Below are 13,747 nucleotides of genomic sequence, written 5' to 3'. Positions count from 1 at the left end.
GATAACAACGATAATATGAAAAATGGTATAATGAAAACAAATAGAAGTCTTTGTAAAATGTGTCACTACTAAAAGTTTTACAAAGTGGGAGAGGATGAAGAAGATGGCTGAGAAAGTAACAAAAGCTTTCGTACAACCAACTCCTTCTGGAAAAGAAGAACTTGGTCAAATAGAAGTAGCCCCTGAAGTAATTGAAGTAATTGCAGGTATCGCAACAACAGAAGTAGATGGCGTTGCGGCGACACGGGGAAATTTTGCATCTGGCGTAGCTGAACGCTTTGGTAAAAAGGTTCATTCAAAAGGTGTGAAAGCAACAATTTCTGAAGATGGACAAATTGCGATAGATGTTTATTGTTCTGTAAAATACGGTTTTTCTATTCCGAAAGTAGCAAAAGATATTCAAAGTTCAATTCGTCAAGCAATTTATAATATGACGTCCATTAATACAAACGAAGTAAATGTTCATATTACAGCAATTCAATTTGAACAAATTAAAGAAGAAGAATAACCCTCGTAAAAAAGCCCTACCTTTTAATGGAAGGGCTTTTTTTAGTATATTATTAGTTGTACCATCCACACTAAAGACCGTAATAATTATATCTTTAGGGGAGGATGTTATTATGGCTCGTCGCAGAAATGCAAAACCAGATGATCGTTCAGATAACGTAGAAAAATTACAAAGTATGGTTCAAAATACATTAGAAAATATTGAAGCCGCAGAAGAAACTGCCGCTTTTGCGGGACCTGAAGAGAGAGCAAAAATAGAAGCGAAAAATAAAAGACGTAAAGAAGCTGTTAGAGGTTTACGTGAAGAAATTAAAGATGAAGCAGCTGCTCGCGAACGAGGAGAATGCTAAAGGAGTTTATTCTCTTTTTTATGAGGTGTCCAAAAAGTTAAACTTTTTGGGCACTTTTTTATTCTGGATTAATTTTACTTGCGGTGGTCGCACCAATATCCCACCATCCCCGTCGCAAAAAGTAACTCTCTTTTTTTAGACGGCCACTTTACACTGTTAATAAAATACATAACATCATAAAATATAAAAAGGAAAGATTTGAGGTAGTGTCAAAACTTCTATGAAAAATTGAAAAACACAAGGTATTGGGCGATAAGTACTCTCCGAACGAGGGGACAATCGCTCTTGACAAACATTCCGAAAAGGTTGCGCCCATATTTTTGAGGGCGAAGGGGAAAAAGTAGGCACACCAAATAACCCTCGCCAAATACCAATTTTAACCTTTTCTCCATTCGGTTTGTCAAGAGTTCGCTACGCCGATTGTCATTCGTATGTAGTTATTTGAGGGCTCTGCTAAAAAAAGTAGGCTGCGGTTATTTCGTTAACTCCAATTGGGCCAGTTCAATCAGTTTTGTCCAACGTGCTGGCATATGTGGCATCTGGTCCAACTCTGGAATCATGACCGGCACACGCTTTTCCAGCTTTGCATGCGGTCGAAGGAAATTAAAATAGGCCACAAACATCGTCACAAACGATACCGAGCCAGCTTCGGAACCAAAGCCTGTTGTCGCACGGTAATGCCCTTTAAATGTCCGGTTTAGACGTTCGATAATTTGTTTCAACCAACGATATTCGGCTGACACTGGATCTTCGTTCGTTAAGCCTATCACTTGTGTCACATCAAACCAAATGTCATGTTGTGCGAAAAAGTGTTGTGCTAATAAGTAAATGGGGTTGCCATCCACGATTAAATTCAGGTTTTCGGGAATCTCCTTGAACTTTTGTAAAACATCATCGATTGCTTTAATGGCAGACAATGTATCGCGATTAGGCGAAACACGGTAAGAGAGAATAACTTTTTTCGCCGCATCAAAGAAAAAGAATAAGTAATGCCATTTCCCATTAACCCGAATATACGTTTCGTCGCCACAAAATTGATCGGACAGTTCATAAGGATAACCATCAACGAAGGGCTTCATCAAGATGGAGACACTGTTCACGTAATTTAATATCGTTTGATGTGAAATGGAAACATTATGTATGTCTTGCATAATCGCTGCTGTTTTCCGTGCTGAAATACCGTAATTCACATGGTATGTCAAAATCAATCCAAGTGTATGGGATGACGTATGAATCCGTGATAAATCTACACGTGGTTTTACTGGTGATGCTGGAGATAAAGGTTGATAATCAAACAAAAATTCACGATAAATATAACGCACTTTAAACGCCTGTGGATCTTGTTTAAATCGGGTCTTTTCTTCCTTACTCATTCGACCTATATTGGATAAATAATAGGAACACTGATTACTTTTACACTTCCAAATGTGAAAATCTTTTCGCTCTTTAATTTTCTCTAAGGTCTTCATACAGTGGGGGCAACGAAGAATAGCCTCTTTCTGATAGCGACTTTTTTGATTAAATAAGCAATCACATACCTTACATTGATATTGTCCTTTTGCACCATTATTCGCATACAAATACGAGGAAGGTGCACCACACTTAGGACAACAGAGGTTTTCAGGTACTTTTGATTTGGACTTGGCGTGTCGTCTTACAGGCTTTAATTCTTTGCCATGTTCATGGAAGTAGGCGATTAGTAAATCCTGAAAGGATGCTTTTTCAGGTTGATACAGAATGGGTAACTTATCAACTTGTAACTTGCGGTATTCTTTATTAATTGGCTGTTCAGGACGCACACTTCCAACAGCCTTACCAAATATTATCACCATTAATATTTTAATTATTTTTTCTTGGTACTTGATAAATTCAATTAAATACGCTAATAATTGAGGGTACAAACTTGTCACTTCCTTTTTGGGTAGTTTTGTGTGTGGTAACCTCAACTAACACCAAAATCCAGGGGGTGGCAAGTTTTTTTGCGTAAAAGACTATAAAACCAACGATTATTAGCGATTTATATATATAAGTTTTGACAATACGGATTTGAAGGAGGGGGTTAGGGTATGGAAAAATATATTTTGTCTTTAGATCAAGGTACGACAAGTTCACGGGCGATTTTATTCAATAAAGAAGGAACGATTGAACATGTATCGCAAAGAGAATTTAAACAATATTTTCCTCGGTCTGGTTGGGTTGAACATAATGCCAATGAAATTTGGAGTTCAATTTTATCAGTGATTGCGACTGTGCTGACGGAAAAAAATATCCATCCTGAACAGATTGCAGGAATCGGTATTACAAATCAACGGGAAACAACAGTTGTATGGGATAAAACAACAGGTGAACCAATATATAATGCCATCGTATGGCAATCTAGACAAACTGCGGATATTTGTAATCAACTTATAGATGAAGGACATAGTGATTTATTTAAAGAAAAAACGGGATTAATTATTGATGCATATTTTTCCGGAACGAAAGTAAAATGGATTCTTGATAATGTTGAAGGTGCAAGAGAAAAAGCTGAGCGAGGCGAGTTGTTATTCGGTACGATCGATACATGGATTATTTGGAAGCTAACGGAGGGTAAGGTGCATGTAACCGATTATTCAAACGCGTCGAGAACTTTAATGTACAATATTTTCGAATTAAAATGGGATGAAGAACTATTGAATATTTTAAATATCCCAAAATCAATGCTTCCAGAAGTTCGACCCTCATCAGAAGTTTATGGAAATGTATCAAAGAAACATTTCTTTGGAGTAGAAGTGCCGATTTCGGGAATAGCTGGAGACCAACAAGCTGCACTATTTGGCCAAGCATGTTTTGAAGAAGGAATGGTGAAAAATACATACGGCACTGGTTGCTTTATGTTAATGAATACAGGAGAGAAAGCAATTCATTCCAATCAAGGTCTTTTAACAACGATTGCATGGGGGATTGATGGAAAAGTTGAATATGCTTTGGAAGGAAGTATTTTCGTAGCAGGTTCAGCCATTCAATGGTTACGTGATGGACTTCGAATGTTTAGAAATTCTTCCGAAAGTGAACGTTATGCAGCAAAAGTAACTAGTTCTGAAGGTGTCTATGTGGTTCCTGCCTTTGTAGGACTAGGGACGCCATATTGGGATAGTGACGTGCGTGGTGCTGTCTTTGGATTAACGCGAGGTACAACTAAAGAACATTTTATTCGAGCTACATTAGAATCTTTAGCTTATCAAACAAAAGATGTTCTTAGTGCAATGGAAGCAGATTCAAACATCACCCTTAAAGGTTTACGAGTGGACGGGGGAGTTGTTAAAAATAATTTATTAATGCAATTTCAAGCAGATCTCTTAGATGTTCCTGTAGAGCGTCCGGCCATCAATGAAACAACTGCTCTAGGTGCCGCATACTTAGCAGGGTTAGCGGTTGGATTTTGGAAAGATAAAGAAACCATCTCTAAACAGTGGAACCTTGAACAAAAATTTGAACCTAGTATGGAACAACAAAAACGAGAAAAATTATATGAAGGTTGGAAAAAGGCAGTGAGTGCTGCTCAAGTCTTTAAGTAACAAGATGGCTTCTACCAGGAAGTGGGGAAGCCTTCTTAATTTTGAGGACCAATTGTATGATGAAGATATAATGACTTATCGTACTACATAAACCACAAGTACTTCTCAAATTTATCGAGTAATAATCGTTTTCGTAACGAGAATAGGGAATAATTGATTTATTAATGTAATTTTTGCTAACAATAGGTATAATAGAACTTAATGTTAAAAATGAAGGAGTTTTACACAATGAAGCGACATGACGCGCGAGAAAAAGCGGTGCAAGTTTTGTTTCAGTTAGATAACACAGATCTTACTTTACAAGAAGCAATTGGACACATTTTAAATGAAGAAGAATCTGATACATTCTTTGAACAATTAGTTCACGGTGTGACAGAACATCTACAAGAGATTGACGAAGCACTTGAAAAGAACTTAGAGAATTGGTCTTTAAACCGTCTACCTAAAATTGAGAGAACAGTACTGCGTTTAGCGGTCTTTGAATTACTATATATGGAAGATGCACCAAGTCGCGTTGTATTAAATGAAGCAATTGAGCTTTGCAAAACGTTTGGTGATGAAAAATCTAGCAAGTTTGTAAACGGGGTTCTATCTAAATTTACACAACAATAGTTGAATGAAAGGACGTAGCAAAAATGACTAGTATTATTAATGGGAAAGAAATTGGGCAGGAAATTAGAAAATCTGTAGAAAATCGAGTTAAGGAATTAAAAGAACAAGGCTTAACTCCTGGTCTAGCGGTTATATTAGTTGGTGATAACCCTGCTTCTCAAACTTATGTACGTAACAAACAAAAATCATGTGAAGCAATCGGAATTTTTTCTGAATTAATTAAATTACCTGCTGAAGTGACTGAAGAGGAACTACTAGAACAAATTAACATCTTAAACAATCGTGATGACATTCACGGTATTTTAGTTCAATTACCTTTACCAAAACATATTAATGAAGATAATGTAATTGCAACAATTTCTCCAGAAAAAGATGTGGATGGATTCTCACCTGTAAGCGTTGGAAAAATGATGTTAGGTCAAGAAACATTCTTACCATGTACTCCATTTGGTGTTATTAAATTACTAGAGTACTCTGGAATTGAAATTGCAGGCAAACATGCAGTTGTAGTTGGAAGAAGCCATATTGTAGGTAAACCAATGGGACAACTATTGCTTCAAAAAGATGCGACTGTTACATATACTCATTCAAAAACACCAGATTTACCATCCATTACGAAACAAGCTGATATTTTAATAGCTGCAGTTGGTCGACCAAACTTTATCACAAAAGAACATGTTAAACCAGGTGCCGTAGTTATCGATGTAGGAATCAATCGTGATGAGAACAACAAGTTAACTGGTGATGTTAACTTTGCTGAGGTTGAGCAAATTGCTTCACACATTACTCCGGTTCCAGGTGGAGTAGGTCCAATGACTATTACGATGTTACTTTATAACACAGTACAATCAGCGGAAAAGCAATTGTCACAGGACAAATAACAAGAAAACATGTAATATATAAAGATAGAGCTGTTTTTCTATAGAGAAACAGCTTTTATATTGGATAAAATTTTTTAATGTGTTCTATAACACGGCAATTCAAGATGAAGGAGTCGTTCCTATGACATCATCTTCATATTTAACTGTAAAAGCACTAACTAAATATATAAAAAGAAAATTTGACGCAGATCCTCATCTAAGAGAAGTTTATGTTAAAGGTGAACTGAGTAATGTTAAAATCCATACTTCAGGCCACATTTATTTCACACTAAAAGATGATACTGCCCGAATCACAGCTGCGATGTTCCGTATGAATGCAAGTAAGTTAAAATTTAGACCTGAAGAAGGTATGCAAGTATTTATTCGTGGCGAAGTGAGTGTCTATGAAGCTTCTGGTGTTTATCAACTTTATGCACATTCTATGGAACCTGATGGAGTAGGTGGACTATTCGTAGCTTTTAATCAACTAAAAGAACGATTAAACAAGGAAGGTTTATTTAATCCGAATTTCAAACAGCCAATACCTAAATTTCCTAAAACGGTGGGTGTGTTAACAGCTACTACAGGAGCAGCCATTCGTGATATTTGCACAACCATTACACGTCGCTATCCCTTAGCAGAAATCGTTATATATCCTACAATTGTTCAAGGGGAAAACGCTGCACCAAATATTGTGCAAAATATACAGTTAGCGAACAAACAAAAGCTCTGTGACGTCTTAATAGTAGGTCGTGGTGGTGGGTCCATTGAAGATTTATGGGCATTTAATGAAGAAATTGTTGCAAGAGCTATATTCGAGAGTAGAATACCGATAATTAGCGCGGTAGGACATGAAACAGATACAACAATTGCAGATTTTGTTGCAGATTTACGTGCTCCAACACCGACTGCAGCAGCAGAATTAGCTGTACCAAACCAACATGAATTAGTTCAGCGAATTTTACAAAATCGGTCGCAATTACACCAAATGGTTAGTTCAAAATTAGCCTACGAACGTAGTCGGTTAACAAAGCTTCAAAAAGCATACCCATTAGCAACACCAGAGCGACTATATCGTCCTTTTACTGAAAGACTAATCCAAATGGACATCCAACTTGGGAGAGCGTCACAACTATTTTTAATGAAGAAATCAGCTGAATTACAAAAATTAGATACAGCAATTAAATTACATTCACCTAAAAATGATATACAATTTTACAGTAAACAATTAGAACAAACGACAAATAGTTTAACAAGATCGATAATGACAGTTCTAAATAAGAAAAAAGATTCCTACCTCTCTGCTATTCGCACTTTAGAAGCATTAAATCCTTTGGCAATTATGTCTAGAGGATATAGTGTTTCTTACAAGAATAATAAAGTGATTAAATCTATATCACAAATTGAAAAAGGTGAAGAAATCTCAATACACTATCATGATGGTGAAGCGCAAGCTACCATTACAAAAATAATGGATAAGGGAGAGTAATCCATGGGAAATGAACAAAAATTTGCTGATGCTATGCAAGAACTTGAGGAAATTGTCCGTAAACTTGAACAAGGTGATGTGCAATTAGAGGAAGCAATTGATTTATATAAAAAAGGAATGGAATTATCTCATTTTTGCCATGACAAATTGCAAAATGCTGAAAAACAGTTAATATCTATAGTGAATGAAAATGGTGAAAAGCAAAACTTTGAACCAATAAATAATGGAGTGGACAACAACTAATGAATTTAAAACAATTTATTGATGAGAATTTACCGAAGCTAGATGAAGTGCTTTATGAATTAGTTAGAACAATTAAAGCTCCAGCTCAACTGAAAGAATCAATGTTATATTCTTTAGAAGCTGGTGGAAAAAGAATTCGTCCACTTTTTGTATTAGCTGTTTGTGATTTGTTTCATAATAAAAAAAATGAAGCATATGTAGTTGGTGCGGCAGTGGAAATGATTCATACATATTCACTTATTCACGATGATCTTCCTAGCATGGATAATGATGACATGCGTCGTGGCAAACCAACAAACCATGTAATATTTGGAGATGCACTCGCAACCCTTGCTGGAGATGCGTTAAATACATTAAGTTTTGGTGTTTTAGCTAGGATGGAAAATGTCTCTTCTGAGAAGAAGATCGAACTAATCAATTTATTAAGTGTTGCTGCTGGTGCAGAAGGGATGGTAGGTGGACAAGTACTAGATATCGATGGTGAAAACCGAAGTTTAAGCCTACCTGAACTAGAAAATGTTCATATCAATAAAACAGGTGCTCTATTACGTTTTAGTATAGAGTCCGGAGCAATCCTATCTGATGCAACGACAGAAGAAAGATCGGCACTAGTTGAATATGCACATCATATTGGTTTAGCATTCCAAATCCAAGATGATATATTAGATATCGTTGGTACAACTGAAGAGTTAGGTAAAACAGCAGGAAAAGACGTTGAAAGTCATAAGAGTACTTATCCAGCTCTACTGACTTTAGAAGGTGCTAAACAAAAATTAGAAGAACACTATGATTACGCAATTACAGCTCTTAGAAAAATTGATAAAAATACAGCAATCTTAGAAGAATTTGCACAATATATCGTAAAAAGACATAACTAAATCGGTTCAAAAACTTTTGAATTATAGTTTGCACTGTTATAATAGTAAAATCATTTTATAAATGGACTTTTATTAAAAGCAATAAGTTAAACATGTATATTAATATTGCATTTCATTGCACTTCGAAAACTAATTAATTATGGTTCACTTTATTTAATACTTAGATGAAAAGGTGTGTGAGAGATGGATTTAACCAAAATAACTAGTCCATCCTTTTTGAAAAATATGAATAAAAGAGAGCTGGAAATTCTAGCAAGAGATATTCGCTCTTTTCTTATTGAAAAATGTTCAATCACAGGGGGGCATATTGGTCCAAATCTTGGCGTTGTCGAGTTGACAATTGCTTTGCATAAAGCTTTCAATAGCCCAAAGGATAAATTTTTATGGGATGTAGGGCATCAAGCGTATGTGCACAAAATCCTAACTGGACGAGCAAGTCAATTTGATACGTTACGTCAATTTAAAGGGTTAAGCGGTTTCCCGAAAAGAATGGAAAGTGAACATGATGAATGGGAAACTGGTCATAGTTCGACTTCGTTATCTGCTGCAATGGGTATGGCAATTGCTCGAGATATTAAAAAAGAACGCAATTATGTCGTACCGATTATTGGTGATGGCGCGTTAACAGGTGGTATGGCACTTGAAGCGTTAAATCACATTGGCCATGAAAAAACGAATATGATTGTTATATTAAACGACAATGAAATGTCAATTGCTCCTAACGTAGGTGCCCTCCATAATATTTTAGGTCGCCTTCGTACTGCAAAAGAATACTCTAAAGCAAAAGAAGAACTAGAATCACTAATGAAAAAAATTCCAGTATTAGGCGGAAAAGTAGCAAGTACTGCTGAACGAGTGAAAGACAGTTTGAAATATTTAGTTGTATCAGGTGTATTCTTTGAAGAAATGGGCTTTAAATATTTAGGACCTATTGATGGACATGATTTCGAAGCGTTAGAAAAAACGTTAGAACATGCGAAAAAAGCGACTGGTCCAGTAATCGTTCATGTTATAACGAAGAAAGGAAAAGGCTACAAACCGGCTGAGGAAGATACTGTTGGCACATGGCATGGAACAGGTCCATATAAAATGGAGACTGGGGCATTCGTTAAAGGAAATGTACAAGGTCCAGCATGGAGTAGCTTAATATCCGAATCTGTTCGTAAATTAATGAAGAATGATCGTCGTATCGTTGCAATAACACCAGCAATGCCAGTCGGTTCTAAAATGGAAGGGATCCAACGAGATTTCCCTGATCGATTCTTTGATGTTGGAATCGCCGAACAACATGCAACGACAATGGCAGCAGGTTTAGCAACTCAAGGAATGAAACCTTACTTAGCAATTTATTCTACATTTTTACAACGTGCATATGACCAAGTCTTACATGACATTGCGCGTCCAAATTTAAATGTATTTATTGGAATAGACCGTTCTGGTTTAGTTGGTGCTGATGGTGAAACGCATCAAGGTGTGTTTGATATTGCCTTTTTACGCCACATTCCAAATATCGTCCTTATGATGCCAAAAGACGAAAATGAAGGTCAACATATGGTAAAAACGGCGCTCGAATATAACGATGGTCCAATTGCACTCCGTTATCCTCGTGGTAATGGAATTGGAGTACCACTTGATGATGAATTAAAAACAATTCCTATTGGTAGTTGGGAAGTTTTAAAAGATGGTCAAGATGCCGTTATTTTAACATTTGGAACAACGATTCCAATGGCAATGGCCGCTGCTGATGAACTAACAAAACAAGGAATTAATGTGAAAGTAATTAATGCTCGATTTATCAAACCATTAGATTCTGATATGCTACATGAGCTAATGGTAAAAAATATGCCAATTCTAACTATTGAAGAGGCGGTTCTTCAAGGTGGTTTTGGAAGCGCTGTATTAGAGTTTGCAAGTGAAAACCATTATTATGATATAGATATTGACAGAATGGGTATACCAGATCAATTTATTGAACAAGGAAGCGTAGATTTATTACTTGATGAAATTAATCTAACAAAAGAAGAAGCAGTTCTTCGTATTCAAAAGTTAGTAAAAAGTAATTCTACAATAGGAACGAAGCAAGTATGACAAAGCAAATAAAAGAACGTGTCGATATTTTACTAGTAGAGAGAGGGCTATGTGAGACTCGTGAAAAGGCGAAACGATCAATAATGGCTGGATTAGTTTTTTTAAACGAAACACGAATCGACAAAGCTGGAGAAAAAATTCCTGTCGATGCTCCTCTTCAAGTAAAAGGTTCTCAATTAAAATATGTAAGTCGTGGTGGTCTAAAGCTTGAAAAGGCTTTGGAAGTATTTGACATCAAGGTAGAAGGTAAATTAATGTTAGACATCGGTTCCTCTACAGGTGGATTTACCGATTGTGCATTACAAAATGGAGCGAAACATTGCTATGCCCTGGATGTTGGTTCAAATCAACTAGCATGGAAAATTCGCAATGATGAACGTGTCACTGTTATGGAAAAAACGAACTTTCGTTATTCCAAACCAGAGGATTTTGGAAAAGGGTTACCAGAATTTGCAACAATTGACGTGTCATTTATTTCTTTATCGTTAATTTTACCCGTGTTAAAAACGATTCTAATTCCAGGCGGGGATGTTATAGCACTTGTTAAACCACAATTTGAAGCAGGTCGTGAAAATGTAGGGAAAAAAGGAATCGTAAAAGATCCTAAAGTTCATTTAGAAGTGTTAGAGGACACTGCATCTATGGCTACAAAAAACGGCTTTATTGTAAAAGATGCTTCTTTTTCACCGATAACAGGTGGGGAAGGAAATATTGAGTTTTTATTCCATTTGGTGAACCCAATTGATAACACGATCGAACCATTTACTCAATTTAAAGAAGTTGTTCAAGCAGCACACGATGAACTAAAAAAATAAAATTAATAAAATTATGTATAAATTATGATGAAATAATGGGTAACTCGTTATCGAGTTGCCCATTTTTCTTGTAGTTTTTAAATTGTGATGATAGTATAATTATACATAAATATTCATAAGAGGTGAACGGAATGAAGGGTCAACGTCATATGCGAATCCGAGAAATTATTACAAATAATGAAATTGAAACACAAGATGAATTAGTAGATGCTTTAAAAGAAACTGGGTATAACGTAACACAAGCTACAGTATCGAGAGACATTAAAGAATTACATTTAGTTAAAGTTCCACTACCAGATGGCCGTTATAAATATAGCTTACCTGCAGACCAACGCTTTAACCCGCTTCAAAAACTCCAACGTGCATTATCAGACGCATTTGTTAGTATTGATGGTGTATCGCATTTTTTAATGTTAAAATCATTACCGGGTAATGGTAATGCAATTGCGGTTTTAATAGATTTATTAGAATGGCCAGAAATTTTGGGTACATTATCAGGAGACGATACAATTTTAATTATTTGTCGTAGGGAAGAAGATCGAGAAAACGTGAAAGAACGTATTTTAGATTTACTATAAGATTTACAAAAATTTGAGGTGGACTTTTTGTTAAGAGAGCTTAGTATTCGTAACTTTGCAATTATTGATGAGTTAACGATTAACTTTTCTGATGGTTTAACTGTTTTAACTGGTGAAACAGGAGCAGGTAAATCCATTATTATTGATGCAGTTAATTTACTTGCAGGTGGACGAGCTTCTTACGAGTTTGTACGTCATGGTGCAAAAAAAGCTGAACTTACGGGTTTATTTAATATAACGAATGAAAATCATCCCATATTTGAAAAACTTATCGATGCAGGTCTAGAAAGTGAAGAAGGAACGATTATACTACGCCGAGATATCAGTGATAATGGAAAAAGTGTCTGTCGTATAAACGGTAAACTTGTTCCATTATCCATCTTAAGAGAAATTGGTGGTACATTAATTGATATTCATGGTCAACATGAAAGTCAAGAGTTAATGGACGAAAAGCAACATATCAATTTACTAGATTATTTTGCAAGTCATGACATTAATAAATTAAAAGAGAAATATGTGGAAAAGTACGAAGCTTATCGTCAATTTAAAAGAGAAATACAGTCATTAAATTTAGATGAGCAACGTATTGCACAACGGATTGATTTATATCAGTTTCAAATAAAAGAGCTTGAAGATGCAAACCTTAAAATAAATGAAGAAGAAGCATTGCTAGAAGAACGCCGTCGATTATTAAATTTCCACAAAATTTTTGAACGGGCAAATGTTGCGTATGAAGCCATCTCTGGTGAACATAAAGGCCTCGATTATGTAGGTGATGCAATGACTGCACTTACAGATATCGTTTCATTAGATGTGCAATTCCAAGAATCACAAGACGCAGTTTCAAATGCATTTTACGCTCTACAGGATGCTGCTTATCAAGTTAAAAATATCTTGGATGAGTTAGAATTTGATCCAGAACGATTAAATGAAGTAGAACAACGATTAGCTCAATATCAGACAATGAAACGTAAATATGGGTCTACTGTTGAAGAAATCTTAATTTATTTTGAAAAAATTAAAGAAGAATTATTCCAACTGCAAAATCATGATGAGGCTATTCAAAATAACGAAAAAAAATTACAAGAGATGGAAAGTGAATTAGAAAGTATTGCAGTAAAACTTTCTGACATAAGAAAACGCTGTGCAATAAAATTAAGTGATGCCATAATGGAGCAATTACGTGATTTACATATGGAAAAAGCCAAATTTATTGTTAATTTCGAAAATCTACATAGTTTTGATACGAATGGGAAAGACTATGTATCATTCTATATATCAACAAATGTTGGTGAACCACCGAAATCATTACCAAAGATTGCATCAGGTGGAGAATTATCTCGAATTATGCTCGCGTTAAAGACTATTTTCTCTTCTTCAAATGGAGTTACTTCAATCATATTTGATGAAGTGGATACTGGGGTAAGCGGTCGTGTAGCTCAAGCAATTGCAGAAAAAATCGCTGCAATTTCAATTCACTCCCAAGTACTATGTATATCCCATTTACCGCAAGTTGCGGCGATGGCAGATCAACATTACTTAATAAGAAAACATGTTGATCAAAATCGAACATACACATCTGTATCAAATATTGATGTAGAAAATCGGATTCAAGAAGTAAGTCGAATGATGAGTGGTGCTGAAATTACAGAGTTGACGTTACAACATGCCTCTGAATTGTTGGATCTTGCTAGCATACGAAAACAAGAAATGAAAAGCATGGTGTAAGTAATTTTGTATTTGCTTAATCCCGTAATTTAATTTAAAGCA

At 35.6% G+C, this 13,747-nt stretch carries 13 protein-coding genes; 12 read left to right on the top strand and 1 reads right to left on the bottom strand.

Translation table 11 applies throughout. The features are described from left to right. Positions 1 to 103: 103 nt before the first annotated feature. A complete protein-coding gene (locus NKR20_RS10645) occupies positions 104 to 508 on the top strand; it encodes an Asp23/Gls24 family envelope stress response protein (RefSeq protein WP_121214900.1) in 405 nt (134 codons plus the stop codon). A 112-nt stretch (positions 509 to 620) separates the two neighbouring features. Beyond that, positions 621 to 857, top strand: coding sequence for a small acid-soluble spore protein Tlp (gene tlp, locus NKR20_RS10640; protein WP_121214901.1), 237 nt, complete (start codon positions 621 to 623; stop codon positions 855 to 857). 473 nt (positions 858 to 1,330) lie between these two features. On the opposite strand, the gene NKR20_RS10635 is transcribed toward tlp, so the two are convergent. Beyond that, positions 1,331 to 2,758 carry a DDE-type integrase/transposase/recombinase gene (locus NKR20_RS10635; protein WP_253428046.1) on the bottom strand — a complete coding sequence of 476 codons (1,428 nt, stop codon included), beginning with the start codon at positions 2,756 to 2,758 and terminating at the stop codon, positions 1,331 to 1,333. Between the two features lie 165 nt (positions 2,759 to 2,923). On the opposite strand from NKR20_RS10635, the gene glpK reads away from it, so the two are divergent. The 10 genes from glpK (at position 2,924) to recN (ending at position 13,705) form a co-directional block, all read left to right on the top strand. Next, positions 2,924 to 4,414 carry a glycerol kinase GlpK gene (gene glpK, locus NKR20_RS10630; protein ID WP_121214852.1) on the top strand — a complete coding sequence of 497 codons (1,491 nt, stop codon included), beginning with the start codon at positions 2,924 to 2,926 and terminating at the stop codon, positions 4,412 to 4,414. 228 nt (positions 4,415 to 4,642) lie between these two features. Then, positions 4,643 to 5,026: a transcription antitermination factor NusB gene (gene nusB, locus NKR20_RS10625; protein WP_121214851.1), complete on the top strand. Its 384-nt coding sequence runs from the start codon at positions 4,643 to 4,645 to the stop codon at positions 5,024 to 5,026. A gap of 23 nt (positions 5,027 to 5,049) precedes the next feature. Continuing rightward, positions 5,050 to 5,907, top strand: coding sequence for a bifunctional methylenetetrahydrofolate dehydrogenase/methenyltetrahydrofolate cyclohydrolase FolD (gene folD / locus NKR20_RS10620; protein ID WP_253426439.1), 858 nt, complete (start codon positions 5,050 to 5,052; stop codon positions 5,905 to 5,907). A 121-nt stretch (positions 5,908 to 6,028) separates the two neighbouring features. Continuing rightward, positions 6,029 to 7,375, top strand: a complete 1,347-nt coding sequence (gene xseA / locus NKR20_RS10615; protein ID WP_121214849.1) for an exodeoxyribonuclease VII large subunit — start codon at positions 6,029 to 6,031, stop codon at positions 7,373 to 7,375. A 3-nt stretch (positions 7,376 to 7,378) separates the two neighbouring features. Beyond that, positions 7,379 to 7,618, top strand: coding sequence for an exodeoxyribonuclease VII small subunit (locus tag NKR20_RS10610; RefSeq protein WP_121214848.1), 240 nt, complete (start codon positions 7,379 to 7,381; stop codon positions 7,616 to 7,618). After that, positions 7,618 to 8,496, top strand: coding sequence for a polyprenyl synthetase family protein (locus NKR20_RS10605; RefSeq protein ID WP_121214847.1), 879 nt, complete (start codon positions 7,618 to 7,620; stop codon positions 8,494 to 8,496). The genes NKR20_RS10610 and NKR20_RS10605 overlap by 1 nt, the downstream gene beginning before the upstream one ends. 183 nt (positions 8,497 to 8,679) lie before the next feature. After that, on the top strand, positions 8,680 to 10,584 hold the full coding sequence (gene dxs, locus NKR20_RS10600) for a 1-deoxy-D-xylulose-5-phosphate synthase (RefSeq protein WP_253426436.1): 1,905 nt from the start codon (positions 8,680 to 8,682) through the stop codon (positions 10,582 to 10,584). Continuing rightward, the gene (locus NKR20_RS10595; protein WP_253426431.1) at positions 10,581 to 11,399 is read left to right on the top strand and encodes a TlyA family RNA methyltransferase; all 819 of its coding nucleotides are present in this window, start codon (positions 10,581 to 10,583) and stop codon (positions 11,397 to 11,399) included. The genes dxs and NKR20_RS10595 overlap by 4 nt, the downstream gene beginning before the upstream one ends. 131 nt (positions 11,400 to 11,530) lie before the next feature. Beyond that, the gene (ahrC, locus tag NKR20_RS10590) at positions 11,531 to 11,977 is read left to right on the top strand and encodes a transcriptional regulator AhrC/ArgR (RefSeq protein WP_121214844.1); all 447 of its coding nucleotides are present in this window, start codon (positions 11,531 to 11,533) and stop codon (positions 11,975 to 11,977) included. A 27-nt stretch (positions 11,978 to 12,004) separates the two neighbouring features. Next, positions 12,005 to 13,705 carry a DNA repair protein RecN gene (gene recN / locus NKR20_RS10585; RefSeq protein ID WP_253426427.1) on the top strand — a complete coding sequence of 567 codons (1,701 nt, stop codon included), beginning with the start codon at positions 12,005 to 12,007 and terminating at the stop codon, positions 13,703 to 13,705. Positions 13,706 to 13,747: the final 42 nt, after the last annotated feature.

This window comes from Ureibacillus endophyticus (assembly GCF_024159215.1).
In the GTDB taxonomy this organism is placed as follows: Bacteria; Bacillota; Bacilli; order Bacillales_A; family Planococcaceae; genus Ureibacillus; species Ureibacillus endophyticus.
The sequence above is the reverse complement of the archived record's forward strand: the minus strand, read 5'-3'. Positions and strand labels throughout refer to the sequence as shown.

Bases quoted from the DNA above. Each gene is read 5' to 3' on its own strand.
- NKR20_RS10645 (WP_121214900.1), top strand. From the start codon at position 104: ATGGCTGAGAAAGTAACAAAAGCTTTCGTACAACCAACTCCTTCTGGA.
- tlp (WP_121214901.1), top strand. From the start codon at position 621: ATGGCTCGTCGCAGAAATGCAAAACCAGATGATCGTTCAGATAACGTA.
- glpK (WP_121214852.1), top strand. From the start codon at position 2,924: ATGGAAAAATATATTTTGTCTTTAGATCAAGGTACGACAAGTTCACGG.
- nusB (WP_121214851.1), top strand. From the start codon at position 4,643: ATGAAGCGACATGACGCGCGAGAAAAAGCGGTGCAAGTTTTGTTTCAG.
- folD (WP_253426439.1), top strand. From the start codon at position 5,050: ATGACTAGTATTATTAATGGGAAAGAAATTGGGCAGGAAATTAGAAAA.
- xseA (WP_121214849.1), top strand. From the start codon at position 6,029: ATGACATCATCTTCATATTTAACTGTAAAAGCACTAACTAAATATATA.
- NKR20_RS10610 (WP_121214848.1), top strand. From the start codon at position 7,379: ATGGGAAATGAACAAAAATTTGCTGATGCTATGCAAGAACTTGAGGAA.
- NKR20_RS10605 (WP_121214847.1), top strand. From the start codon at position 7,618: ATGAATTTAAAACAATTTATTGATGAGAATTTACCGAAGCTAGATGAA.
- dxs (WP_253426436.1), top strand. From the start codon at position 8,680: ATGGATTTAACCAAAATAACTAGTCCATCCTTTTTGAAAAATATGAAT.
- NKR20_RS10595 (WP_253426431.1), top strand. From the start codon at position 10,581: ATGACAAAGCAAATAAAAGAACGTGTCGATATTTTACTAGTAGAGAGA.
- ahrC (WP_121214844.1), top strand. From the start codon at position 11,531: ATGAAGGGTCAACGTCATATGCGAATCCGAGAAATTATTACAAATAAT.